This window comes from Cupriavidus basilensis, assembly GCF_000832305.1.
Lineage (GTDB): Bacteria > Pseudomonadota > Gammaproteobacteria > Burkholderiales > Burkholderiaceae > Cupriavidus > Cupriavidus basilensis_F.
The window spans coordinates 3,518,202-3,539,084 of sequence record NZ_CP010537.1 but is presented as its reverse complement, the minus strand read 5'-3'; the positions used below and the strand labels follow the sequence as shown (position 1 = coordinate 3,539,084).

General features: G+C 65.5%; 17 protein-coding genes. 12 read left to right on the top strand and 5 right to left on the bottom strand.

What is annotated here, in order from left to right; genetic code table 11:
- The first annotated feature begins 59 nt into the window (after positions 1 to 59).
- Entirely contained in the window at positions 60 to 266 is a 207-nt protein-coding gene (locus RR42_RS36050; protein WP_006163091.1) for a dodecin, read from the top strand.
- On the opposite strand, the gene RR42_RS36045 is transcribed toward RR42_RS36050, so the two are convergent.
- The 5 genes from RR42_RS36045 to RR42_RS36025 all read right to left on the bottom strand — a co-directional run bounded on the left by RR42_RS36045 (position 235) and on the right by RR42_RS36025 (position 9,436).
- On the bottom strand, positions 235 to 1,050 hold the full coding sequence (locus RR42_RS36045) for a tetratricopeptide repeat protein (protein ID WP_082055242.1): 816 nt from the start codon (positions 1,048 to 1,050) through the stop codon (positions 235 to 237). The genes RR42_RS36050 and RR42_RS36045 overlap by 32 nt on opposite strands.
- A 116-nt stretch (positions 1,051 to 1,166) precedes the next feature.
- Positions 1,167 to 3,380, bottom strand: a complete 2,214-nt coding sequence (locus RR42_RS36040) for a TonB-dependent siderophore receptor (protein ID WP_236702253.1) — start codon at positions 3,378 to 3,380, stop codon at positions 1,167 to 1,169.
- A 257-nt stretch (positions 3,381 to 3,637) separates the two neighbouring features.
- The gene (locus tag RR42_RS36035) at positions 3,638 to 5,926 is read right to left on the bottom strand and encodes a TonB-dependent receptor (protein ID WP_043357091.1); all 2,289 of its coding nucleotides are present in this window, start codon (positions 5,924 to 5,926) and stop codon (positions 3,638 to 3,640) included.
- 188 nt (positions 5,927 to 6,114) lie between these two features.
- A complete protein-coding gene (locus RR42_RS36030) occupies positions 6,115 to 7,782 on the bottom strand; it encodes a ShlB/FhaC/HecB family hemolysin secretion/activation protein (protein WP_043357090.1) in 1,668 nt (555 codons plus the stop codon).
- Positions 7,783 to 7,981: 199 nt separating this feature from the next.
- Positions 7,982 to 9,436, bottom strand: coding sequence for a collagen-like triple helix repeat-containing protein (locus RR42_RS36025; protein ID WP_043357088.1), 1,455 nt, complete (start codon positions 9,434 to 9,436; stop codon positions 7,982 to 7,984).
- A gap of 694 nt (positions 9,437 to 10,130) precedes the next feature.
- Here RR42_RS36025 and RR42_RS36020 point away from each other — a divergent pair.
- The 11 genes from RR42_RS36020 (at position 10,131) to RR42_RS35970 (ending at position 20,848) form a co-directional block, all read left to right on the top strand.
- On the top strand, positions 10,131 to 11,306 hold the full coding sequence (locus tag RR42_RS36020) for a collagen-like triple helix repeat-containing protein (protein WP_043357087.1): 1,176 nt from the start codon (positions 10,131 to 10,133) through the stop codon (positions 11,304 to 11,306).
- A 366-nt stretch (positions 11,307 to 11,672) separates the two neighbouring features.
- Positions 11,673 to 11,861 (top strand): Flp family type IVb pilin, encoded by a 189-nt coding sequence (locus RR42_RS36015; RefSeq protein ID WP_043357086.1) that lies wholly within the window; start codon positions 11,673 to 11,675, stop codon positions 11,859 to 11,861.
- Between the two features lie 9 nt (positions 11,862 to 11,870).
- On the top strand, positions 11,871 to 12,374 hold the full coding sequence (locus RR42_RS36010; RefSeq protein ID WP_043358539.1) for a prepilin peptidase: 504 nt from the start codon (positions 11,871 to 11,873) through the stop codon (positions 12,372 to 12,374).
- An 87-nt stretch (positions 12,375 to 12,461) separates the two neighbouring features.
- Positions 12,462 to 12,926: a TadE/TadG family type IV pilus assembly protein gene (locus tag RR42_RS36005; protein ID WP_043357084.1), complete on the top strand. Its 465-nt coding sequence runs from the start codon at positions 12,462 to 12,464 to the stop codon at positions 12,924 to 12,926.
- Between the two features lie 82 nt (positions 12,927 to 13,008).
- Positions 13,009 to 13,980, top strand: coding sequence for a Flp pilus assembly protein CpaB (gene cpaB / locus RR42_RS36000; RefSeq protein ID WP_043357082.1), 972 nt, complete (start codon positions 13,009 to 13,011; stop codon positions 13,978 to 13,980).
- A 97-nt stretch (positions 13,981 to 14,077) separates the two neighbouring features.
- A complete protein-coding gene (locus RR42_RS35995; RefSeq protein WP_236702127.1) occupies positions 14,078 to 15,439 on the top strand; it encodes a type II and III secretion system protein family protein in 1,362 nt (453 codons plus the stop codon).
- Positions 15,440 to 15,477: 38 nt separating this feature from the next.
- Entirely contained in the window at positions 15,478 to 16,695 is a 1,218-nt protein-coding gene (locus RR42_RS35990) for a pilus assembly protein (RefSeq protein ID WP_043358536.1), read from the top strand.
- Position 16,696: 1 nt separating this feature from the next.
- Complete coding sequence (locus RR42_RS35985) at positions 16,697 to 18,013, top strand: CpaF family protein (protein WP_043357080.1); 1,317 nt, start codon at positions 16,697 to 16,699, stop codon at positions 18,011 to 18,013.
- On the top strand, positions 18,006 to 18,932 hold the full coding sequence (locus tag RR42_RS35980) for a type II secretion system F family protein (RefSeq protein ID WP_043357078.1): 927 nt from the start codon (positions 18,006 to 18,008) through the stop codon (positions 18,930 to 18,932). Before RR42_RS35985 ends, RR42_RS35980 begins: the two co-directional genes overlap by 8 nt.
- A 12-nt stretch (positions 18,933 to 18,944) precedes the next feature.
- A complete protein-coding gene (locus RR42_RS35975; RefSeq protein ID WP_043357076.1) occupies positions 18,945 to 19,961 on the top strand; it encodes a type II secretion system F family protein in 1,017 nt (338 codons plus the stop codon).
- A 131-nt stretch (positions 19,962 to 20,092) separates the two neighbouring features.
- A complete protein-coding gene (locus RR42_RS35970; RefSeq protein ID WP_236702126.1) occupies positions 20,093 to 20,848 on the top strand; it encodes a pilus assembly protein TadD in 756 nt (251 codons plus the stop codon).
- The last annotated feature ends 35 nt before the right edge of the window (positions 20,849 to 20,883 follow it).

Genomic DNA, 20,883 nt, shown 5'->3' with positions numbered 1-20,883 from the left:
AGCACCAAGCTGGCGGGTGCGGCTCATAGCCAGCGGCCATCGCGCCAAGGAGGGCGGACATGTCAAACCACACCTACAAACTGGTCGAGATCGTGGGCTCGTCGCCGGACGGCTGCGACGCGGCGATCCGTAGCGCCATCGAGAAGGCGAGCGAGACCATCAAGCATATCGACTGGTTCGAAGTGGTTGAGACACGCGGGCACATCGCGGACGGCAAGGTTGCGCACTTCCAGGTCACGCTGAAGGTCGGGTTTCGCGTGAGCTGAGTTGCGCGGCATCGTCCGCATGGCTATGCAACTGGTTCAGCGCTGCGTCGGGCGCGTCGCGCAGGAAGGCGAGCATCTTGTCGATGAAGGGCGCATTGGCGGTGCGCGGCACTTGCCGCACCCAGCGGATGGCCTCGTGTTGCTGGCCGCATAGCGCCAGCGCGCGGGCGTAGTTGAACTGGCCGCGAAAATCGCCGCCTTCGGCGGCGCGGCGGTAGTAATCCATTGCCACGGCCGCGTTGCGTTCTACTTCCCAGCCGTCCTCGTAGAAGCCGCCCACGATATTGAGCGACTTGGCGTGTCCCATGTTGGCGGCCCGCAGATACCAGTCGAGCGCTTGCGGGCGGCTGGCGGCAATGCCGCGGCCCAGCACCAGCGCGGTTGCCAGGTTGTACATGCCCCAGTCGGAGCCGCGCTGCGCCGCGAGCGTGTACCACTGCGCTGCCGCGTGATCGTCCTGCAGCGTGCCCCAGGCGTTTTCGTAGCAGCGGCCAGTCATGTTCGAGGCCCCGGCATGGCCGGCGTGCGCGGCGTGCTTGAACCACGCGAAGGCGCGGGCTGCGTCGCGCTCGACGCCGTGGCCTGCGAGAAACCACTGGCCAAGAATCATCTGCGCTTCGAGGTTGCCTTGCACGGCGGCGCCGCCCAGCCAGGGCAGAGCCAGGTGTGGCGGCTCGCGCAGCTTGTCGGCCAGGCCGTTGGGGCCAAGCTGGTCAAGCTCTCCGGGAGAGACGATGCGAAAGGGGAGGGTGGCCAGTGTGTCCAGTGTTTCTGGTGTTTCCATACGGGGCGATAAAGTAAAAACGGCACACCGTGCCGCAAGGGTGGTGTGCCGCGTGCGGGCTGGCCGGTCTGCATGACCGGTCAGCAGCGCAGGGTCTGGCGGGCGCTTGCCGCTGCTCAATAGCGCACGTTGAGGCTCAGGACGCCGGAGCGTCCCGGAGCGATCGATGCGTAGTGGCTGGCGTAGGCCTGGTTGTAATAGACCTTGTCGGCCAGGTTGAACACATTGAGCTGCACCGTCACGTTCTTGTTGATGCGATACGAGGCCATCGCATCAAAGCGCCAGTAGGACGGCACCCACTTGTTGGTGGCTTCGCTGCCCCACACCTTGGACACGTAGTACGCACCGCCACCCACTGTGAGATTGGGGATGATCTGATACGTGCTCCACACGCTGAAGCTGTCCGCCGGCGTGTTGGGGAAGGACTGGCCATCGGTGGCGCCGAAAGCAACGCCGGTACCGCCGTTCTTGCGCAGCTCGCTCTTCAGGTGCGTATAGCCGCCGAACACGGCCCACTTGTCGGTCACGTTGCCGGAGAAGCCGAGTTCCACGCCATCCACCCGCTTGTCGCCGCCCATCACCGCGGTGCCGTCCTGCTGCGTGATGCGCGCATTGGTGGTTTCCACGCGGAAGATCGCGGCCGTCAAGGCGAGGCGCTTGCGCAGCACGTCCCACTTGGTGCCGATCTCGAAGGCGCGGTTCTTTTCCGGCGCGAGCTGGTCGCCGCGGTTGCCGGCGCGGTCCGGCGCCAGTGCGTTGCCGTCACTGCCCTGCGCCAGGAAGGAGCCGGCCGGGGTCGACGAGGTGCCGTAGGAGACGTAGAAACTGGCGTTGTCCACTGGCTTGTAGACCACGCCCAACTGGTAGTTGAACAGGTTGTCGTCACGCGAGTACTCGGCGCGGGTGCCGTTGGCGGCGCGGGCGGCCTGGAACTCGGTGCTGTAGCGGTCAAAGCGCACGCCGGCATTGAGCAGCCACTGCTTGTTCAGCTCGATCGAGTCGAAGGCGTAGACCGAACTGGTGTTGGTCTTCGAGTTGGTGGGGTTGTTCACACGGCTGATGGCGCCCGCCCATGGGTCGTTGGGGTTCGGGTTGTACAGCGTGGTGCAGTTGTAGCCGCCGGCAGCGCCCGGGCCGCTCGGGCAGCGGTTGCTGCCGGTCGCCACGCTGTAGCTGTCGTTCTCGCTCTTCTCTTGCGCGAACTCCACGCCGAAAGCGTACTTGTGCTTGATCGTGCCGGTGGCGAACTCGCCCGACAGGTCGGTCTGGTTGGCAATGGTGTTGGCGGTGGCCACACGCGTATTGGTGCGGCGCCAGATCATGCCGTAGTACAGATTGCCCTGGCTGTCGTCCGGCTGGGTCCAGATGTAGTCCTGGCTGGTCCTGGCAATACGGGTCTGGTTGCGGAACTTGAGCGCGGGGCTGAAATCGTGCTCGAAGCGGATGGTGCCCATGTCGGCCTTGTCCTTGCGGAAGTCGCGATCGGACAAGCCGTAATAGGTGTTGCGCGGCACGTTCACCGGCGAGCCGTCGCCGGCGACGCTCAGGCGCGGGCGGCCATCGGTGCGGCGATTGAAGGTGGGGTTGTTGTACGGGATGCCGGTGTCGGGGATATCGTCCGACTGCATGTGGTAGTAGGACAGCGTCAGGCGCGTGCCGGTACCCAGGCCGAAGGCCACGGAGGGCGCAAAGCCCCAGCGATTCTGGTGCGTGGTATCGCGCCCGGCGACGCCGGCATCGTGATACATGGCGTTCAGGCGGAAAGCCGCGTGGTCTGCGAACTTCCAGTTGCCGTCGACCGTGGCGCGCTTGTAGTCCGCATTGCCGACGCCGATGTTGCCTTCGGCGAAGCTGGTCAGCTTGGGCGCCTTGCTGACGATATTGATGCTGCCGCCGGCCGAGCCGCGGCCGTCGTAGGCGCCGGCCGGGCCCTTGGTGACCTCGACGGATTCGACGTTGAACAGCTCGCGGCTTTGCGAGCCGATGTCGCGGAAGCCATCCAGGAAGGTGCTGGCCTGCGCATCGTAGCCACGGATAAAGGGCCGGTCGCCAACCGGGTTGCCGCCTTCGCCGGCACCAAAGGAGATGCCGGGTACCGTGCGAAGCACATCGCTCAGGCTGGTCGAGCCGGTGCTCTGGATCACTTCCTGCGGAATGATGGTGATCGACCTGGGCGTATCGAGCAGGGCGGCGGGTGTCTTGATCGACGATGCGGTGTCCGCCTTGAAGCCGCTTTCGTTGGCGCCACTGACGGTTACCACCGGCAATTCCACGGCAGCAACGGTCGTGCCGGCGGATTGGGCAGCCACCGGCGCGGCCGCGACCGCCATGCCAACGGCGCCGGAAAGGCGCGGGATGACGTTAAGTTTCTTGTTCTTCCGGACAACAAAAGCGGTCTGCACGAATTTCCCCGATTGCTTGAATGATGTTGCGAATGAGATGAATTATCATTTGTATTTTATATGTCAGTCAAGACATACATCCATGGCGTATGTAGCGAAAACGTTACATTTCAGGGTTCGCCGTGCGGGAATACATGCCGTGGCACGTGCGGCTCCCGCGTGCCACGACGACGGCCAACCTCGGCTCAGTAGCGCAGGTTGACGTTGAAAACGGCGGCGCGCCCGGGCGCAATCGATGCGTAGTGCGCCGGGTAGGCCTGGTTGTAATAGACCTTGTCGGCGAGGTTCATCACGTTGAGCTGCAGCGTCACGTGCTTGTTCAGCTGGTAGGCCGCCATGGCGTCGAAACGCCAGTAGGACGGCACCCAGTTGTTGCGGGCCTCGCTGCCCCACACCTTGGAGACGTAGTACGCGCCGCCGCCGACCGTGAGATTGGGGAGGAACTGATAGGTACTCCACAGGCTGAAGCTGTCCGACGGCGTGTTGGGGAAGGCGTGGCCGTTGGATGCGCCGAAGGCCGCGCCGGATCCGCCGTTGTTGCGCAGTTCGCTTTTCAGGTGGGTGTAGCCGCCGAAGACAGCCCACTGATCCGTCACGTTGCCGGAGAAGCCGAGCTCGATGCCGTCCACGCGCTTGTTGCCCGCCATGGCCGCGAGGCCGTCTTCCAGGGTGATGCGCGCATTGGTGGTTTCCACGCGGAAGATGGCGGCCGTCAAGGCCAGGCGCTTGCGCAGCACGTCCCACTTGGTGCCGAGCTCGATGCTGCGGTTCTTTTCCGGAGACAACGCGGAGCCTGCGCTGGTCGGCGCCAGCCCGCTCGGCTCGCTGCCCTGGCCGACCACCGCGCCGGCGGGTGTGGACGAGGTGCCGTAGGACAAGTAGACACTGGCGTTTTCCACCGGCTTGTAGACCACGCCTACCTGATAGTTGAAGAGGTTGTCGTCACGCGTATGCGTGCTGCGCGGGCCAGCGCCGCCGTTGGCGCGGGCGGTCCGCACTTCGCCGCGGTAGTGGTCGAAGCGCAATCCCGCATTCAACATCCACTGCTTGCTGAGCGCGATCGAGTCGAACGCATAGACCGATGCGGTCGTGGCCGCGTGATTGGTCGGGTTGTAGTTGCGGGCGATGCGGCCGCTCCACGGGTCATGCGGGTCCGGGTTGTACAGCGTGGTGCAGTTGTAGCCGCTGGCCGCGCCCGGGCCGCTCGGGCAGCGGCTGTTGCCGGTGGCGACCGTGTAGCCGTCGTTTTCGCTTTTCTCGCGAGAGAACTCCACGCCGAAGGCGTACTTGTGCTTGATGGCTCCGGTGAGGAACTCGCCCGACAGGTCGGTCTGGTTGGCCTGCGTAGTGGAGACGCCGTGGCGCTGGTTGGTCCGGCGCCAGACCATGTCGTAGTAGATGTTGCCATTGAAGCTGCCGTCCGGGCGCGTCCACAGGTAGTCCTGCCTGGTGCGCCCGATGCGCGTCTGGTTGCGCAACTTGAGCGCCGGGCTGAAATCGTGCTCGAAGCGGATGGTGGCGACGTCGGCGCTGTCTTTGCGGAAATCGCGGTCGGCCAGGCCGTAGTAGGTGTTGCGCGGCAGCTTGAGCGGCGAGCCATCGCCGGGCAGCCGCGTGCGCGGCCGGCCATCGGTGCGCGGCACGAAGTTCGGGTTGTCGTAGGGCATGCCGGTGTCGGGCAGCCCGTTCGTCTCCATGTGGTAGTAGGAGAGCGTCAACCGGGTCGGGCCACCAAGGCCAAGGGCGACGGACGGGGCAAAGCCCCAGCGCTCTTGATGCGTGCTGTCGCGTCCGGGCACGCCCGCATCCTGGAACATGGCGTTGAAACGCACCGCTGCGTGGCCGCTGAACTGCCAGTTGGCGTCGGCGGCGCCGCGCTTGTAGCTGGCATTGCCCACGCCGAGATTGCCTTCGGCGAAGCTGCCCAGCTTGGGCGACTTGCTGACAATGTTGATGCTGCCGCCCGCCGAGCCGCGTCCGTCGTAGGCGCCGGCCGGCCCTTTGGTGACCTCCACCGATTCGATGTTGAACATCTCGCGCGATTGCGCGCCGATGTCGCGCATGCCATCCAGGAAGGTGCTGGCCTGCGCATCGTAGCCACGGATGAACGGACGGTCGCCAACCGGGTTGCCGCCTTCGCCCGCGCCAAATGCAATGCCGGGCACGGTGCGCAGCGCCTCGGTGAGGCTGGTGGAGGCGGTGCTCTGGATCAGTTCCTGCGGGATTACCGTGATGGACCTGGGCGTATCCAGCAAGGCGCCAGGCGTCTTGATCGAGGAGGTGCCGTCGGTCTTGAACGGGTTTGGGGCCGAGCCGCTGACAATGACTGCGGGCAGTTCCGCCGCCGCCACCTTGGTGCTTCCGGCGGTCTGGGCAGCCGTTGGCGCGGCCGCGATGGCCACGCCAACGGCGCCAGTCAGGTGCGCGGTGGCGCTGAGCTTCTTCTTGGTCCTGATGACGAGGGCGCTTTGCATGATTCTCCGATGGCTGCGGTTGGCAATGAATGCAAACAAGTATCATTCGCATTGTCATCGAAAAAATTCGGAAAGATCTGCAAAGTGATGCGGAAAATTCGCAAAGACGCTTCGTCTTTGCCGTCCAGGCGCGACCTATGCGCCTGTTCGCCCGATAGTCGCTACCGACTCGCCACCTGCGCCGTCACCTATTCAAACTGATAGGAGTAAGTTGCGTTCAGGCGCGGCGACCGGCGCGAGGCATTGGTCGGCTTGTCGCCAACCGGCTGCGCCACCGAGACATCCAGCGTGTAGTAACGCCGGTCCGAGAAGCGCAGGCCGATGGCCACCGACTGCAGCGTGCGGTGCACCAGCGACAAACTGTTCGAGTACACGCGCGCCATGTCTGTCAGCACGTAAGGCTGCACGGTCTTCAGGTAGGTCAGGCCGGGCGTAAAGAGGCGGTTGATCTCAGCCGACGCGCCCCAGCCCTTGTCGCCCGCCACCTCGCCCGCCGGATAGCCGAGCCCGAAGAAGCGGCCACCAAAGCTGATCTGCTCGCTCGACGCCAGGCGCTGCCCGCTGTACTGGCCTGCGGCGGACACCGCCACGCCGAAGCCCCAGGGCAAGTCCGTGGCCTGCGACACCACCAGCCGGCTGCGCACGAAGTCCAGGTCGTTGACGTTGTTCTCACGCCTCGCGCCGAGCGCGTTCATGCCTTTGTAGACGCCTAGCGTGGCACTGCGGGTCTGGCCCTCCTGCCGCTGCACGTAGGCGAGTTCCGCGCTCAGCACGCGCACGTGCGTGGTCAGCGCGATCTGGCTGCCCGTGCCCGACTGCGTATAGCGCTCGAACTGGTCGTTGGCATAGAGGCCGCCGGTAGCCGTGAGCGAGTGCGCGTTGTTGAGGATCACCGGATAGCTGAGCGTGCCGCCGAGGCGCTTGGTGTCGTTCACGTAGCGCGTATCGAAGCCGATCTGCGCCAGCGTGCCGTTCTGCGGCACGCCACGGTAATGCGAGGCGCTCAGGCGGGCCATCATGCCCTCGGTGCCGATCGGCTGGCCGTAGCTGGCGACGTAGTATTCCTCATGGTCCGGGCCCCGGGGCGCCAGCGCGGAGACCGATATCTGTTCCCCCAGCGGGGTCAGGCTGTTGGTGGTGGCGGTGAAGATGCCGCGCACGCTCGGATCCTTGTAATCGAGGCCCATGCCAAACGTAAAGGGCTTGCGCTTGACCTCGAGCACCATCTCGCAGGCGCCGTCCGTGGTCTGCGGCGGCTGCACGGTCGCTGCCACCTGCATGCCGGGCTGCAGCGCCAGTACGTTGACGTAATGCTCGAAGGTCTCGCGGCGCAGCGGCTGGTCCTGCATCAATTGCTCTGCAATGGCGCGCAGGCGGCCTTCGGCCGGGCCGGCTTCGCCGCGGATCGTGATGGTGGAAACATGGCCCTCCACCACGGTGACCAGCACATTGCCATTCTCGAAGCTCTGCGTCGGGACAAAGGCGAAGGACAGCGGAAAGCCGCGTTCCTGGTACATCCGGGTGACGTCATTCGCGACCTCCAGCAACTGGCCCACCGTGATTTCCTTGCCGGCCAGCGGTGCGAATTTGGCTGCGATTTCCGCGAAAGGGATCGCCTTCACGCCTTCGATCTGGAATCGCTGCGGCGTGAGCTTGCTGGTAAGCAGGTTTTGCAGCGCGGCGTCCGGCCGTTCGACCTGCACGGTGACATTGCTCTGCGGCGGGCGCGCGGGCGCGATGCTAGGCAAGGTTTGCGTGGGATCGCCCAGGATCGGGCTGCGTGGTTCCGCAAGGACACTGGTGCAGGCACCGATGCCGAGCAGCAACGTAGCGACACGCAGGTGTGTGTGCGTCATGGTAATACCCCTGTATCCGTAAAAATCAGCATGCGGCTTTAACGCGCTGTGCCAATGACGCCAGGGGTGCCGCTACCCTTGGCGCTGCTGCGTGGCCGATCGCGTTCTCTTTTTAAAAGGGGCGCGTCGAACGCACCCCCTTCTTTAATTCTTAAATGCAGGCGCATGAAGCGCGAAGCATGTATTGCCTGCTCGGCACTTAGCGCTTGCCGCCGAGGCCGCCCAGCAGGCCACTCACGAGGCCGGTAACCGGCGCCAGTGCGTTGTTGCCCGAGCCGCTGCCACTGCTTGCACCATTGCCGCCGGTGACGCCAGCGACGATGCCGGTAACCGGTGCGAGCGCATTGCCTGCGCTGCCACCCGAGGCACCGCCAGCTGCGCCGGCGACCGTGCTTACCACGCCGCCGACCAGGCTGGTGACAGGCGTGAGCGGGCTGCTTGCGCTGCCGCCGCCCAGGCCGCCGGTGAGTCCGCCGGTCAGGCCACTGACCAGGCTGGTGACAGGCGCGAGCGGGCCGCTTGCGCTGCCACCGCCCAGGCCGCCGGTGAGCCCGCCGGTCAGGCCACTGACCAGGCTGGTGACGGGCGCAAGCGGGCCGCTTGCGCTGCCACCCGTGAGGCCGCCCAGCAGGCTCGTGACCGGCGCCAGCGGGTTGCCGGTACCCGTGCCGCCCGGGTTGTAGACCACGCCGCCAAGCGCGGCCACCGTGCTGCCCGCACCGGCGACGATGCCGCCCACGCCCGATACCACCGGCGTGTTGGTCTGCTTGATCGTGTTGCCCGCCGTGGCCAGGCCGCCGCCAAGCGTCGCCAGGAGGTTGTTGACCGGAGCACCCAGGCCGGTTGCCGCGCCGAGCGTCTGCGTGGTGTTGGTGAGTTGCGAGGTGAGCGGCACGATGAGCTTGCTGACGCCGCCGGTGAGCTGCTCCACGGGGCCGCTCGAGAGGGCCGCGCCGAGCTGGACGCCCGCGCCATTGACCGCGGTGCCGACTTGCGAAACCAGTGAGCCCACCGGCGTGGTGACGGCTGCCAGGGGCGACAGCGGACCGCTGCCCAGGCCGCTGACGAGCGCGCCGGCATTGGTCACGGCATTGCCCACCTGGCTGACCACGCCGCCGGTGCTTGCCACCGTGGTGCCGAGCGGGTTGGTGGCGTTAGGGATGTTGCCCAGGCCGTTTTGCACGCCGTTGCCCAGGGTACTGACCGCGGCGCCGAGCGAGCCGACCACGCCGCCCAGGCCGTCCTTGGATTGGGTCGAGAGGATCGGCAAGTTGGTGTTCTTGATCTGCGTGCCGAGGTCGCTCACGACGTTGCCGGCCGAGGTCACGATGCCACCCGCCTGATCGACGATCTTGCTGGTCGGCGTCAGCGCGGCCGTGTTGCCACCGTTATTACCACCGTTGTTTCCGCCATTGTTTCCGCCGTTGTTGCCACCGGAATTGCCGCCATTGCTGCCACCGCCCGTGCCGGCGTTGGTGCCGCCGCCGGTACCGGTACCGCTGCCGCCGGTGGTGCCTGCGCTGGTGCCGCCGCCATTGCTGGTGCCTGCACCACTGCCGGTATCCATGGACGTTGTGCCGCCACCGCTGGCGCAACCACCGAGTGCCAACAGCGAGCCGAGCAGTGCCGTGATGAGAATCTGTTGAGTACGCATGACCTTTTCCTTTTCTTCTTCCCGTCGTGAAATCACGGAGCGCGTCGCGCATGCCGTGGTGTCACTGCATTGCGCAAAGGGTGTGCCAGTGCGTGCCCGCATGCCGCCGGCGCGCGCGCGGGCGCCGGATATAAACGCGCCAAGCCTTGCCACGCTTGGGTTTGAAGAGGATGAGACATAGCCGGGAAAGGACCAGACATGAGCGCGCTGTGCGGTGTTTCGGTGTTACGCGTTACGTAACGCCATGGCGCCCATTGGGAACAACGCGGACTTGTTCCCTGCGCTACGGCTGCATGCTTCCGTGTCGGCAACGTGTGGGCAGACGGTGCGTGTGCAGTTGGGCATTGGGAACATCGAGGGGGGAACACGTTACGTAGCACGTAACACGCCGCGCGGCATGGGGCCGCCTTGTTGCGCAACGCGACGCGCGGCGGGCCTATGCTCGCCATCCCGCGTCAAACAACGGTTTGCGCGGTGGCGCCTGCGGTGATGGACTGCCTTGCCGACAGCATGCCATGCGGGTGGCACGCAGCTTGCGGTATTGACACCCGACAAGCGCGGCGCACGGCGCGGCACGAAGCAAACGCCCTAGTCGTATTGCGTTCCGCGCTCAAGGCTTCGCATGCATCGTCCAAGAGCCAATTCGATTGCAGTTCCAAAGGAGAACCTTCCGCGAGGAAGACCAGGAGATCCCATGAAAGCGCATTTCGCCCCGATGTCATCCATGACCCTCGCCTGTGCCGCCGCACTGTTGCTGCTGGCAGGTTGCTCCTCAGGCGGCTCCGGCAGCGGCGTGAGTCCCAGCGCCGTCACGCCAATCACGCCCCCTCCGAACACACCGGCTGCGACGCCCGACACCACGCCCACCGCCAAGGTCACTGAAGGCGTGGGCAATACGGTGGTGGCAACGGGCAATGCGGTGAGCGATATCGGCAAGCAGATCCAGGCTGCGCAAGTGCCGCTGCTTCCTGACGCCACGCGCAACGCGCTCGGCGGCGTAGTGGTAAACGCCGGTAACACGGTAGGTGCGCTAGGCGTGGGTGTGCGCGACGGCCTTGGCAAGATGGGCGCCGTCACCGATCCGCTAGGCATTACCGTGTCCAGCACGGGCAACGTGGTGCAGAAAGCTGGCGTCACGGTATCGAGCGCGGGCGATCTCGTGAGCAGCCTTGGCACCGGGCAACTGGCGCCGCTAGGTGCGGTGACCACGCCCGTGGGCGGCCTGGTCAATCAGGTTGGCGGCGCGGTAACGATGGCCGGCGGCAAGCTCGGCGAGGCGCTCTCGACCGGCCCCGTGGCGCAAGTCACCGGCAGCGTGAGCAAGGTGATCGTGCCACTGACCACGCAAGTCACCACCGTTACGCAAACGGTTGGCGCAGCCACCGGCCTTGGCGCGCCGCTGGACAAGCTGCTGGCAACCCTTGGCAACTCCGTGGCCAGCGGCGGCGGCCTGCTGACCAACACCCAGGCCCCGCTGGTCTCCAGCCTCGGCGGTGTCGTGACCGAAGCCGGCAAGACCGTCGCGGGGACCGGCGTGCTGGTGCACGGCAACGGCACCGGCGGCAATCCGCTTGGCGGGTTGCTCAACAACCTGCCGCTGGGTGGCATTGCGGGCGGCTCCGGCTCGGGCACGGGCACAGGCACAGCAGGCGTGCTGGCACCCGTGACCGGCCTGCTTGCCGGCGTGACGGGCGGCGCTTCCGCGGGCACGGGCACTGCCGGCGCGCTGGGGCCCCTGGCCGGTTTGCTGGCACCTGTAACGGGCGTGCTGAGCGGCGCGCGCAACGCCGCAGCGGGCGCGGCTTCGACGACATCGGGCACGCCGAACACGCCGGGGCTGACCAATCTGCTCGGCGGCCTGGCTCGTTGATTGTTGATCTGAGTAGGTCGAGTACGTCGAGCACGTCGAATTAGTCTTTACGGTGCGCAGTTGTCCTTACCCCGCGGCTGCGCATCCTTTTACACCACGCCGCGCCACATGGCTCACCCGAACGGGTGTGGTATTTGACGCGAGTAGAACGTTTGCTCTTTAAAAAGACACTGTTTTCAAACGGGCGTCAGCCATTATGCTGAGACAACTATAACTCCAAGGGGGGGTATGGTTGATACATGGCTTTGATCTATAAATTCTTCACCAGCGTTACTGCTCGGTACTAGCCTGGCCACAAGAGCGAGGCGGTATCGGAGGGGTAAGCGGACGCTGCGTGATGGAATAAATCAAAAACGGAGTGACATCATGAAAAACGCTTTGGTACGCTTTCTTCGGGACGAACAAGGGGCAACTGCAATCGAGTACGGGTTGATTGCAGGACTCATTGCTCTGGCTCTTATCACCACGGTCACCCAGCTAGGCACCGACGTCAGTGCCCTGTTCACTCGCTTGAGCAGCAAGGTCACGGCCATTCTTCCCGCATCCGGTGGCTAAGTGTTAGCCCTGATTGCTGCGCTGTTCTGCGCGGCGATCATCTGGACCGATTTCGCTTATCGCAAAGTACCAAATGCCGTGCTGGCTGCCACGATCGTGGCAATCGGCCTGGCGCTTGCGTTCGGGCCGGCTTCTGAGCCTGTGCCTGGGCTGGGTTCGCGGCTGCTCGGCTTTCTGGTGGGCCTGCTGGTCATGTTGCCGGTTTATGCACTCGGCCGCATGGGCGCGGGCGACATCAAGTTCTTCGCCGTAACAGGCTTGTTTACTGGCCCCATGGGGCTGGTGACGGTATGGGTCGTCGGCAGCCTGCTGGCGCTTGCGCATGCCTTGCTGGTGCGCATGCAAGCTGGCGCGGTCTGGGCTGCATGGCGAGACCATTTCGCAAGCTTGCAGCGGCGCGCAGGCGGCATCAGCGTGCCTGGCGCGGCGCCCCACACGGCGGAGCGGCGCGGCATTCCGTACGCTGCGTACCTTGCGATCGGCTTGTTGGTCTGGATGATCTTGGGAAGGTAGCTGCCGCGCGGGCGAGGGGCCGTTGGCCAACCGCCTGGCGCTCGCGTCACCGGTCGGCGCAAAAAGTAAAAGATAACCGGGTGAAGTATGCCATTGCGGGGAAACCACGCCGTGCGGACGCGCTCGTCCGGAACGGCTGCGCTTGAATTTGCCATCGTGCTGCCGGTTCTTCTGGCTGTCGTGATCGGCATTGTCTATTTCGGCATCGTGCTGGCCTTGCAGCAGACCCTGACGCTTGCCGCGGAAGAGGGCGCGCGAGCAGCCCTGCGTTACCCGAGCGGGGCATCGGCCAATAACGCGGCTGCCACGCAGGCCTTGCGGGTGAGTGCGGCTTCGACGACGGCCCTCGCTGTGCTGCCTGCCTCGATCAGCAGCGTCATTCCCACCGCCAATATCGCGCAAGTTGTTTCCTGCGCCAATCCGAGCGGCTCGGTCTGCGTCACGGTGACGCTGAACCTTCCCTCAAGCGCGATCTTGCCGGTCATACCTGGGGTACCCATTCCCACAACGCTGACTGGCAGCGCGACGGTGCAACTGGCGCCTGACACATGAGGATCTGCCCACGCCACGAGCGAACGCCGTTTGTCGACATGTGCCCAAGCCAGATTCCATTTATCCAAACCAGAGATTTAGCATGACCAGCAAACAGATCCGCGTGCTTGCCATCGCGCTGCTCGTCCTTGCCGCGTTGCTGGCGCTGCTCGCGTGGCGCGTGGCGCGTACGCCGGCCAAACCAGCGGAGCCCGTGGCCGCAAGCGCGCAGTCGTATCCGGTGGTGGTCACAGTGAAGCCGATTGAAGCCGGCAAGCCAGTCCCCGTCGACGCCCTCAAAGTAGAGCAGTTACCCATCAATCCGGCTGGGGCCTACACCGAGGTGGCCCGCGTGGCAGGCCAGGTGCCGTTGGTTGGCATCGGCGCGAACGTGCCGGTACTCGAAAGCCAGCTGCTGGCGGGCCTTGCCACCCAGGTGAAAGAGGGCGAGCGCGCGGTGGCGGTCGCGGTCGATGAAGTGATTGGCGTTGGCAACCAGGTGCAGCCGGGCGACTTTGTCGATGTGTTCGCGGTGTTCCGCCGCGATGGCCAGGAGATCACAGGCAGCCAGGCACGCATGCTGCTCGCGCGCCTGCGCGTGCTGGCCTATGGCGCGGGTACGGTCAATGAAGCCGCCAAGCCCCCGCCCGAGCAAATGATGGCGCGCCGCGAAGGCGCGAAGACCGCCGTACTGGCAGTGCCGGTGGCCAACGTCGGCAAGCTGGCCATCGCACAGCAAACCGGGCGCCTGTTGCTGGCCTTGCGCAATCCCGATGATCCGGATGTTCCCACTGAAGGCTTGTTTGAGGATCCCGCGCCGGTATTGCAGGCAAAGACGCAGGCAAAAGGCGGGGTGCCTGCCGCAGCGCTGGCGCCATCCGATCGCGCAATGGCAGGCGTTGCGCTGACAGGGATCGCCGGCGGGGCACGGGGTGAAGCGCTTCCGGTCAAGGCGGCGCCATCGCCTGTCCCGGCACCCGCAGCCATCGCGCAGCGCCCTCATGGCGCGATCGCGAGCAGCGTCGCGCAAAACAGTGTTGAGATGATCCGCGGCGGCAAGCGCGAGATCGAATGAGGCCAGGCATGCTGCCGTGGTCGATGCATGCCTCGTGCAGGCCCGCCGGATTGCGCTTGGATTGGTGTTTTCAGTGTTACTTCTGGATAGTCGATTGATGAAATCCATTCTTGCCGGGGCCGCCACCATCCTGGCCGTCTGCTGCACCGTCCCAGCGGCGTGGGCGCAGCAGGCCGATGGCGGCGTGCGCGATCTGAAGCTGGTGGTGGGTAGCCAGCGTGAGCTACGTCTGCACAAGCCACTTGAACGCGTGGCGATCGGCAATCCTGCCGTGGCGGATGGGTTGCTGCTAAAGAGCGGCTCGGGTGCCAACGGCGTGCTGGTGGTCGCCAAGAAGCCCGGCGCCACCGAGCTGATGGTCTGGCCGCGTGGCGAAGCCGCGCAAACCTACCGGGTGCAAGTGGATGCGACGCGAGGCGAGCCCGGCGATCCCGACGTGGCCGTATCGGGCGGCGGCGCTTTGATCAGCGGGCAGGCGCGCGATGCGCAGGCTTCGCTGCGCGCGCAACTGGCAGCGCGCTCGGCCACCGCTACCGCCGAAGGCAAGGGTGGTGTGGTGATCGATCGCTCCACGATTGCGGTCAGCAGCACGGTGCAGGTCGACGTGAAGGTGGTCGAGGTCAGCAAGACCGTGCTCAAGGAGGTGGGGTTCAATTTCTACCGGAACAACGGCGGCTTCGCCTTTGGCACGTTCTCCCCGTCGTCGCTGAACAAGTTCACTTTCACACCGCGAACGGACTCCACGCCGGGTTCGTTCAGTGCCGACATCAGCTCGCCGATGAGTAGTGCCTTCAATCTTGTCGCGGCGTCATTCTCGCGCGGGATCTTCGCCAACCTGAGCCTGCTGGAAAGCAATGGCATGGCGCGCGTGCTGGCCGAGCCGAGCCTGGTGGCGCTGTCCGGGCAGAGCGCGAGCTTTCTTGCCGGCGGGGAGATCCCGATCCCGGTGCCGCAGGCACTTGGCACGACCACCATCCAGTTCAAGCCCTTCGGCATTGGCCTGACCGTGACGCCCACCGTGCTGGCCAAGGATCGCATTGCATTGAAGGTGGCGCCTGAAGCCAGTGATCTCGATCCGTCGCGCGGCATATCGATCAACGGCGCCATGGTGCCTGCCATCGTCACCCGCCGCGCCGACACCACGGTGGAACTCGGCGATGGCGAGAGCTTCGTGATTGGCGGGCTGGTCAGCCGTACCACGGTCAGCAACGTCAACAAGGTGCCTTTCCTCGGCGACCTGCCGATCATCGGTACCTTCTTTCGCAACCTGAATTTCAACCAGGAAGACCGCGAGCTGATGATCGTGGTCACGCCGCGCCTGGTGCGCCCGCTCGCCAAGGGCGCGGCGGCCGTGGCCGCGGTCAGCGAGGATGGGCGCACCAGCGGCAACCCCAATGTGTGGGGGTGGTATGTGCTTGGCGAATACGTCGATCCGACGCTGCCAGGGTTTTCAAAATGACATTGGGCAAGCAGGACGACGGCGCAAGGCGGGGTCAGATGGACTTCTTCCTGTTCAATACCACACAGCCGGAGCCGCGCCAATGGCTGGCCAACGCGCTCGGCAACCTGGGCCGGCTGGTCGTCGAGGCTGGCCCGCAGGATGCCTTCGTGGAGCAGATCGCCACGGTCAATCCCGGCATGGTCTTCCTGCATTTTTCGCGGGAGCAGGCGCTGGCGTCAAGCCGGCTGGCCGAGCATGTGACGAAGCTGTACCCGGGGCTGCCGCTGGTGGCGGTGGGCAACGCGGGCGAGCCGGACATCATGCTGGCCGCGCTGCGGGCCGGCGCCAAGGACTTTATCGACATGACGGCGCCGCCGGCTGGCGCGATCGAGATCGTGCGCAGGCTGCTGGCGGTGCGCGGCCACGCGGAGCCGGCGCGACGGGGCAAGGTCGTGGCGGTGCTTGGCGCGCGCGTGGGCGTGGGCGCGACCACGCTGGCTACCAACCTTGCGGCGGCGGTGCGCAAGCGTAGCCATGGCGAAGTGCTGTTGATGGACCTGGGGCTGCCGTCGCGCGACGGCTCGTTGTACATGAACATCAGCCCCGGCTTTCACTTCGTCGAAGGCGTGCGCAACCTGCGGCGCTTCGACCAGGTCTTCGTGCAGACCGCGCTGGCGCGCCACGGCAGTGGCGTGGCCGTGTTGCCGCTGCCGGCCACCCTGGCGGAGATGCGGGATATCTCGTTCATGGAGGCGCTTGGGCTGCTCAATCGCCTGCGCGCTTTTTTTGACCTGCAGGTGGTGGACCTGGGCGGCTTTAGCAATGTCGATTTCATGGCACACCTGGTCAAGGCCGCCGACATGGTGGTGTTGGTGGTGGACCAAAGCGTGGGCGCCATCGTCTCGGCCGCGGAGTTGCTCCAGGAGTTGAAGAAGCGCGAGGTGGAGCGCGATGACCTGCACTTGCTGGTCTCGCGCTTCGAGGCGCGCCTGGGCGTGGATGCCCAGCAGATCGCGCAGCGCCTGGAGGCGCCATCGGTTGGCACCTTGCCCGACCGGCGCGAGCCGCTGGTGCTGGCGCTCAACCGTGGCGTGGTGCTGGCCGATGACAGCCCCGCCGATCCCTATGTCCGTGCCATTGGCCAGTTGGTGGATCGGCTGGGATACCGTGCCGGCACTGCAAGCGAAGCTGGCTTGCTGGGCCGGGTAAAAGAAAAACTGCCCGAAGCGCTACGCGCCATGCGCGTGATACGCGCTGAGCGGGCTGGGAACTGACATGTCGCAAGCCATCGAATTCTCCGATAACTCCGCCGCGCCCTTTCCTGCTTCGCAGGAATTCCAGAACATCAAGGAAGCGGCCCATGAGCATCTGCTCACCCGCATCGAGGAGCTGGGCGCGGAGTTCGGCCGCTGGTCGCGAACCGCGATCAACCGCTTTGTCGACCTGGAGCTGGAGAGCTTCACGCGGCTGCGCCGCATTCCCATCAACGAGGCCGAGCTGCGTCAGATCGCCGAGGCGCTGACCAAGGAGCTGGCGGGCTTCGGCCCGATCGAGGACTTGCTTAACGACCCGGCGGTGGAAGACATCCTGGTCAACGGGCACCTGGACGTCTACGTCTCCCGGCACGGCGTGCTGGAGCGCATTCCCGTGCGCTTTGCCGATAGTGGGCATCTGCTGCGCATCGTGCGCCGCATCCTGGCGCCGATCGGGCGGCGGCTGGATGAGTCCAACCCCATGGTCGACGCACGCCTGCCGGATGGCGGGCGCATCAATGTGGTGATTCCCCCGCTGGCGCTGGCCGGCCCGGTGGTGTCGATCCGCAAGTTCCGCAAGGACCCGCTGACGCCCGCGGACCTGCAAGGCTTGGGCACCATGAGCCCCGAGGTCAACGAACTGCTCGAAGCTGCCGTAAAGGCGCGCTGCAACATCCTTGTCAGCGGCGGCACCAGCTCGGGCAAGACGTCGCTGCTCAATGCGCTGGCCACCTATGTGCCTGACGGCGAGCGTGTGATCACCATCGAGGACACGGCGGAACTGGCGCTCAACCATCCGCACGTGGTGCGGCTGGAGAGCCGCCCCGGCGGCTTCGAAGGCACGGGCGTGGTGTCGATCCGCGACCTGCTGCGCAACAGCCTGCGGATGCGGCCCGACCGCATCATCGTGGGCGAGGTGCGCGGCGGCGAGGTGCTGGAAATGCTGCAGGCCATGAGCACGGGGCACGATGGCTCCATGGGCACCATCCACTCGAGCAGCCCGCGCGAGTGCTTGTACCGCCTGGAGATGCTGGCCGGCTTTGCCGGCTTCCAGGGCAGCGAGGCCAGCCTGCGCCGGCAGATTGCCAATGCCATCGACTTTATCGTGCAGATCGGCCGGCTCTCCAATGGCAAGCGCCGCATCCTCTCGATCACGGAAGTCACTGGCCTTGGCGACAACATCATCTCGACCCAGGAGCTGTTCCGCCACGAGCCGTTCGTCGGCCCTGACGGCAACGAGGTAGACCGCTGGCTCTCGCTTGGCATCCTGCCGCATTCGCCCAAGCTGGCGCGCATGCGCCCGGCCAACTTTGGCCTGGACGACCGCTTCGATGTCTAGCGCAGCGCTGGTCGTTGCCGCGGCCGCTCTCGTTTTGCTGGGACTGGGCCTGCTGCTGCTGTCCAGCGCCAAGGCGCGCGCGCAGGAAGAGAGCGCACGCGCGTTCTTGCAAGCGCAGACCGAGCAGGTCAAGGCACGCTATGCGACTACGCCAGAGCCGCAAGCCGGCAAGAAGCAGCACGACTTGCGGCGCAAGTGGGCGGATTTCCTGCGCCGTGCGGACTTGGCGCCGACGCGGCGCACTTATGCGCTGTGGGGTGGTTCCATCATCGCCTTAGGGCTCGTGGGCGTTGCCATGGGCGGCTGGCTGGCCGCAGTGGCCGCGTTGTCGATCGGGGTGGCGATCCTTTATTTCATGCTCTGGAACCGAGCCCGTCGTACCGGGCAGAGACTTCGCCAGCAGTTGCCATCGTTTCTTGATGCGGTAGTCCGGATGATGAGCATCGGCAGCAGTGTGCCTTCGGCCTTTCAGGCTGCCATCGGCAACACCGAGGCGCCATTGCGCCAGTGCCTGGTGCAGGCCATCCACTTGCAGCGCGCAGGCAAGGAACTGGATCAGGCGGTCTTGCAGGTCGCGCGGATCTACCAGGTTGACGAACTGATGCTGCTGTCTTCCGTGTTGCGTCTCGCGGTGCGCTACGGCGGCCGCGCGGACATTGTCATGGAGCGTACCGCCGCCTTCATGCGAGACCGCCAGCAAGCGCAGCAGGAACTGCATGCGCTGTCGTCCGAGACGCGGTTGTCGGCCTGGGTGCTCGGCTTGCTGCCGATGGTGGTGGCCGGGTTGATGTTCGTGATGAATGCCGCCTACATCATGATGATGTGGCGCGACCCGGCCGGCAAGACGCTATTGCTGGTTGCCGTGATACTGGAAGTGATGGGAGCGGCCATGCTCTATCGCCTGGCCAAGTCGGTATAGGAACAAGGGACCATGGATAGCACTACCTTGATCTCTCTGAGCCTATGCGCGGCGGCCATCGGGCTAGCCGCCCTGGCCTTGCCGCTGGTGGGGCAATGGCGGCAACGTCGCCGCGCCGAGCGGACCATCGATGCCGCTCTCTCGCGACAGGCGGCCGCTGCCGCCGCCGTGCCGGATGCTCCCGCCACTGCTCCGGCCACGGCTCCGGCCAACGCCGCTGTGGCCCAAGGTGCCGGCGCTCGCATTGGTGCGCGGCTGGGCAGCCAGCTTGGCAAGCGCTTTGACCAGCGTTGGCTTGAGTCGCCTTTGGGCAAGGCCGTGGTGACGGCCGAAGAACAGCGCTTGCTTGAGCAGTGTGGCTTTTACGGTGACAAGGCCCGGGCCATATTTGGGGGACTGCGCCTGTCGTTACCGGCGGCGTTGGCGGCGGGAGTCTTTGCATGGCGATTGCCCACATCGGTGATGGGCGCAGCGATGTGGGCCTTCGTCACGTTCGCGGTGTTTTTCCTGGCGCCGAAATGGGCGTTGCGGCGTCGGGCCAGCAGCCGCATGCTGCGCCTGGAGGATGAGTTGCCTGTGCTGGTCGACATGCTGCGCCTGCTGCAGGGTGTGGGGTTGTCGATCGATCAGAGCCTGCAGGTGATCGTCGCGGAGTTCGGCAGCATGCTGCGCGTGCTTGGCCCTGAGCTGATGCGTGCCAACCAGCAGTTTGCTTCGGGCCGGTCGCGCGACCAGACGCTCCAGCGCATCGGGAAGCTGTTCGACAGCGAGGACCTGAAAAACCTGATCACCATGCTTAGCCAGGTGGATCGATTCGGCGGGGCCGTTCAGGAGCCGCTGCGGCAATTCGGCTTGCGCCTGCAGGAATCGCGCAAGGCGCGCATGAAAGAACAGGTGGGGAAGCTAACGGTGAAGATGACTGCGGTCATGGTGGTGACCATGCTGCCCGTATTGCTGATCATCACGGCCGGACCAGGCTTTTTGGGCGTGATAAGAATGCTGGCGCATATGTCGGGGGGATCGAAATGAACAAGCAAGACAAGTGCCCAGGAAGCGAGGCGGGATATCGATCGATTTGGCCCGCACGCGCTTTAACCGCCCTGGCATCGGCATTGGCCCTGGCGGTGTTATCTGGCTGCGGCGCCAGCCTGGCCACCCGCATGAGCGATCAGGCAGATGCCCAGGTCGAGCTGTCCAAACTGCGCGACAAGCAGGACCGGGCCATCTACGACGATAAGTCGGTCTACCTCGGCCTGATCGGCAAGATGCAGGAAGAGGGCCTGTACTTCGCGTCGCTCGCGCATATCGACGTCTACGAGAATCGCTTCGGCGTGTCGCCGGCGATGACGCTGATGCGCGCGGATGCGTTGCGCGAGACCAATCAGGATGCCGCTGCCGAGCAGGCCTATCGCAGCCTGGCTGGCACTTCGGTGCAGGCGCGCGCTTACCACGGCCTGGGCCTGATCGCCGGGCGCAGGAACGACTTTGCCGCCGCCGCGACAGCGTTCCAACTGGCAGCCGGTGCCGATCCCACCAATGCACAGGTGGCCAATGACCTGGGCTACGCGCTGATGCGCACTGGCGCGCTGCCTGAAGCGCGCGTGCCGGTGATGCAGGCCCTGCAGCTCGATGGCAAGAATCCGCGCGTGGTGAGCAACGCGGCGGTCTGGCTCGCAGCCGACGGCAAGCGTGAGCAGGCGGCGTCGCTGATGCAGCGGGCCGGCCTGCCCGAGGCAACGCGCAAGGCGGTGTTGCAGGAGGCGGAGCGGGTCCGGCGCGCGAGCACGCAACGCGAGCGCGTGGCCGCGCAGCAGGCCGTGGCGCAGACCGCGCCACAATCGGCCCGGCTTGCCGCCGCCGGCACACCCGGCCCGAACCATCAGCGCCTGACCGACATCATCCAGGCCACGCCATGAGAGATCGCTGGATGGCACAAGCTCGCAATACCCGA

Bases quoted from the DNA above. Each gene is read 5' to 3' on its own strand.
- RR42_RS35990 (WP_043358536.1), top strand. From the start codon at position 15,478: ATGGACTTCTTCCTGTTCAATACCACACAGCCGGAGCCGCGCCAATGG.
- RR42_RS35985 (WP_043357080.1), top strand. From the start codon at position 16,697: ATGTCGCAAGCCATCGAATTCTCCGATAACTCCGCCGCGCCCTTTCCT.
- RR42_RS36035 (WP_043357091.1), bottom strand. From the start codon at position 5,926: ATGCAAAGCGCCCTCGTCATCAGGACCAAGAAGAAGCTCAGCGCCACC.
- RR42_RS36025 (WP_043357088.1), bottom strand. From the start codon at position 9,436: ATGCGTACTCAACAGATTCTCATCACGGCACTGCTCGGCTCGCTGTTG.
- RR42_RS36040 (WP_236702253.1), bottom strand. From the start codon at position 3,380: ATGGCGGTCGCGGCCGCGCCGGTGGCTGCCCAATCCGCCGGCACGACC.
- RR42_RS35995 (WP_236702127.1), top strand. From the start codon at position 14,078: ATGAAATCCATTCTTGCCGGGGCCGCCACCATCCTGGCCGTCTGCTGC.
- RR42_RS35975 (WP_043357076.1), top strand. From the start codon at position 18,945: ATGGATAGCACTACCTTGATCTCTCTGAGCCTATGCGCGGCGGCCATC.
- RR42_RS36005 (WP_043357084.1), top strand. From the start codon at position 12,462: ATGCCATTGCGGGGAAACCACGCCGTGCGGACGCGCTCGTCCGGAACG.
- RR42_RS35980 (WP_043357078.1), top strand. From the start codon at position 18,006: ATGTCTAGCGCAGCGCTGGTCGTTGCCGCGGCCGCTCTCGTTTTGCTG.
- RR42_RS36045 (WP_082055242.1), bottom strand. From the start codon at position 1,050: ATGGAAACACCAGAAACACTGGACACACTGGCCACCCTCCCCTTTCGC.
- RR42_RS35970 (WP_236702126.1), top strand. From the start codon at position 20,093: ATGAGCGATCAGGCAGATGCCCAGGTCGAGCTGTCCAAACTGCGCGAC.
- RR42_RS36050 (WP_006163091.1), top strand. From the start codon at position 60: ATGTCAAACCACACCTACAAACTGGTCGAGATCGTGGGCTCGTCGCCG.
- RR42_RS36015 (WP_043357086.1), top strand. From the start codon at position 11,673: ATGAAAAACGCTTTGGTACGCTTTCTTCGGGACGAACAAGGGGCAACT.
- RR42_RS36020 (WP_043357087.1), top strand. From the start codon at position 10,131: ATGAAAGCGCATTTCGCCCCGATGTCATCCATGACCCTCGCCTGTGCC.
- RR42_RS36030 (WP_043357090.1), bottom strand. From the start codon at position 7,782: ATGACGCACACACACCTGCGTGTCGCTACGTTGCTGCTCGGCATCGGT.
- cpaB (WP_043357082.1), top strand. From the start codon at position 13,009: ATGACCAGCAAACAGATCCGCGTGCTTGCCATCGCGCTGCTCGTCCTT.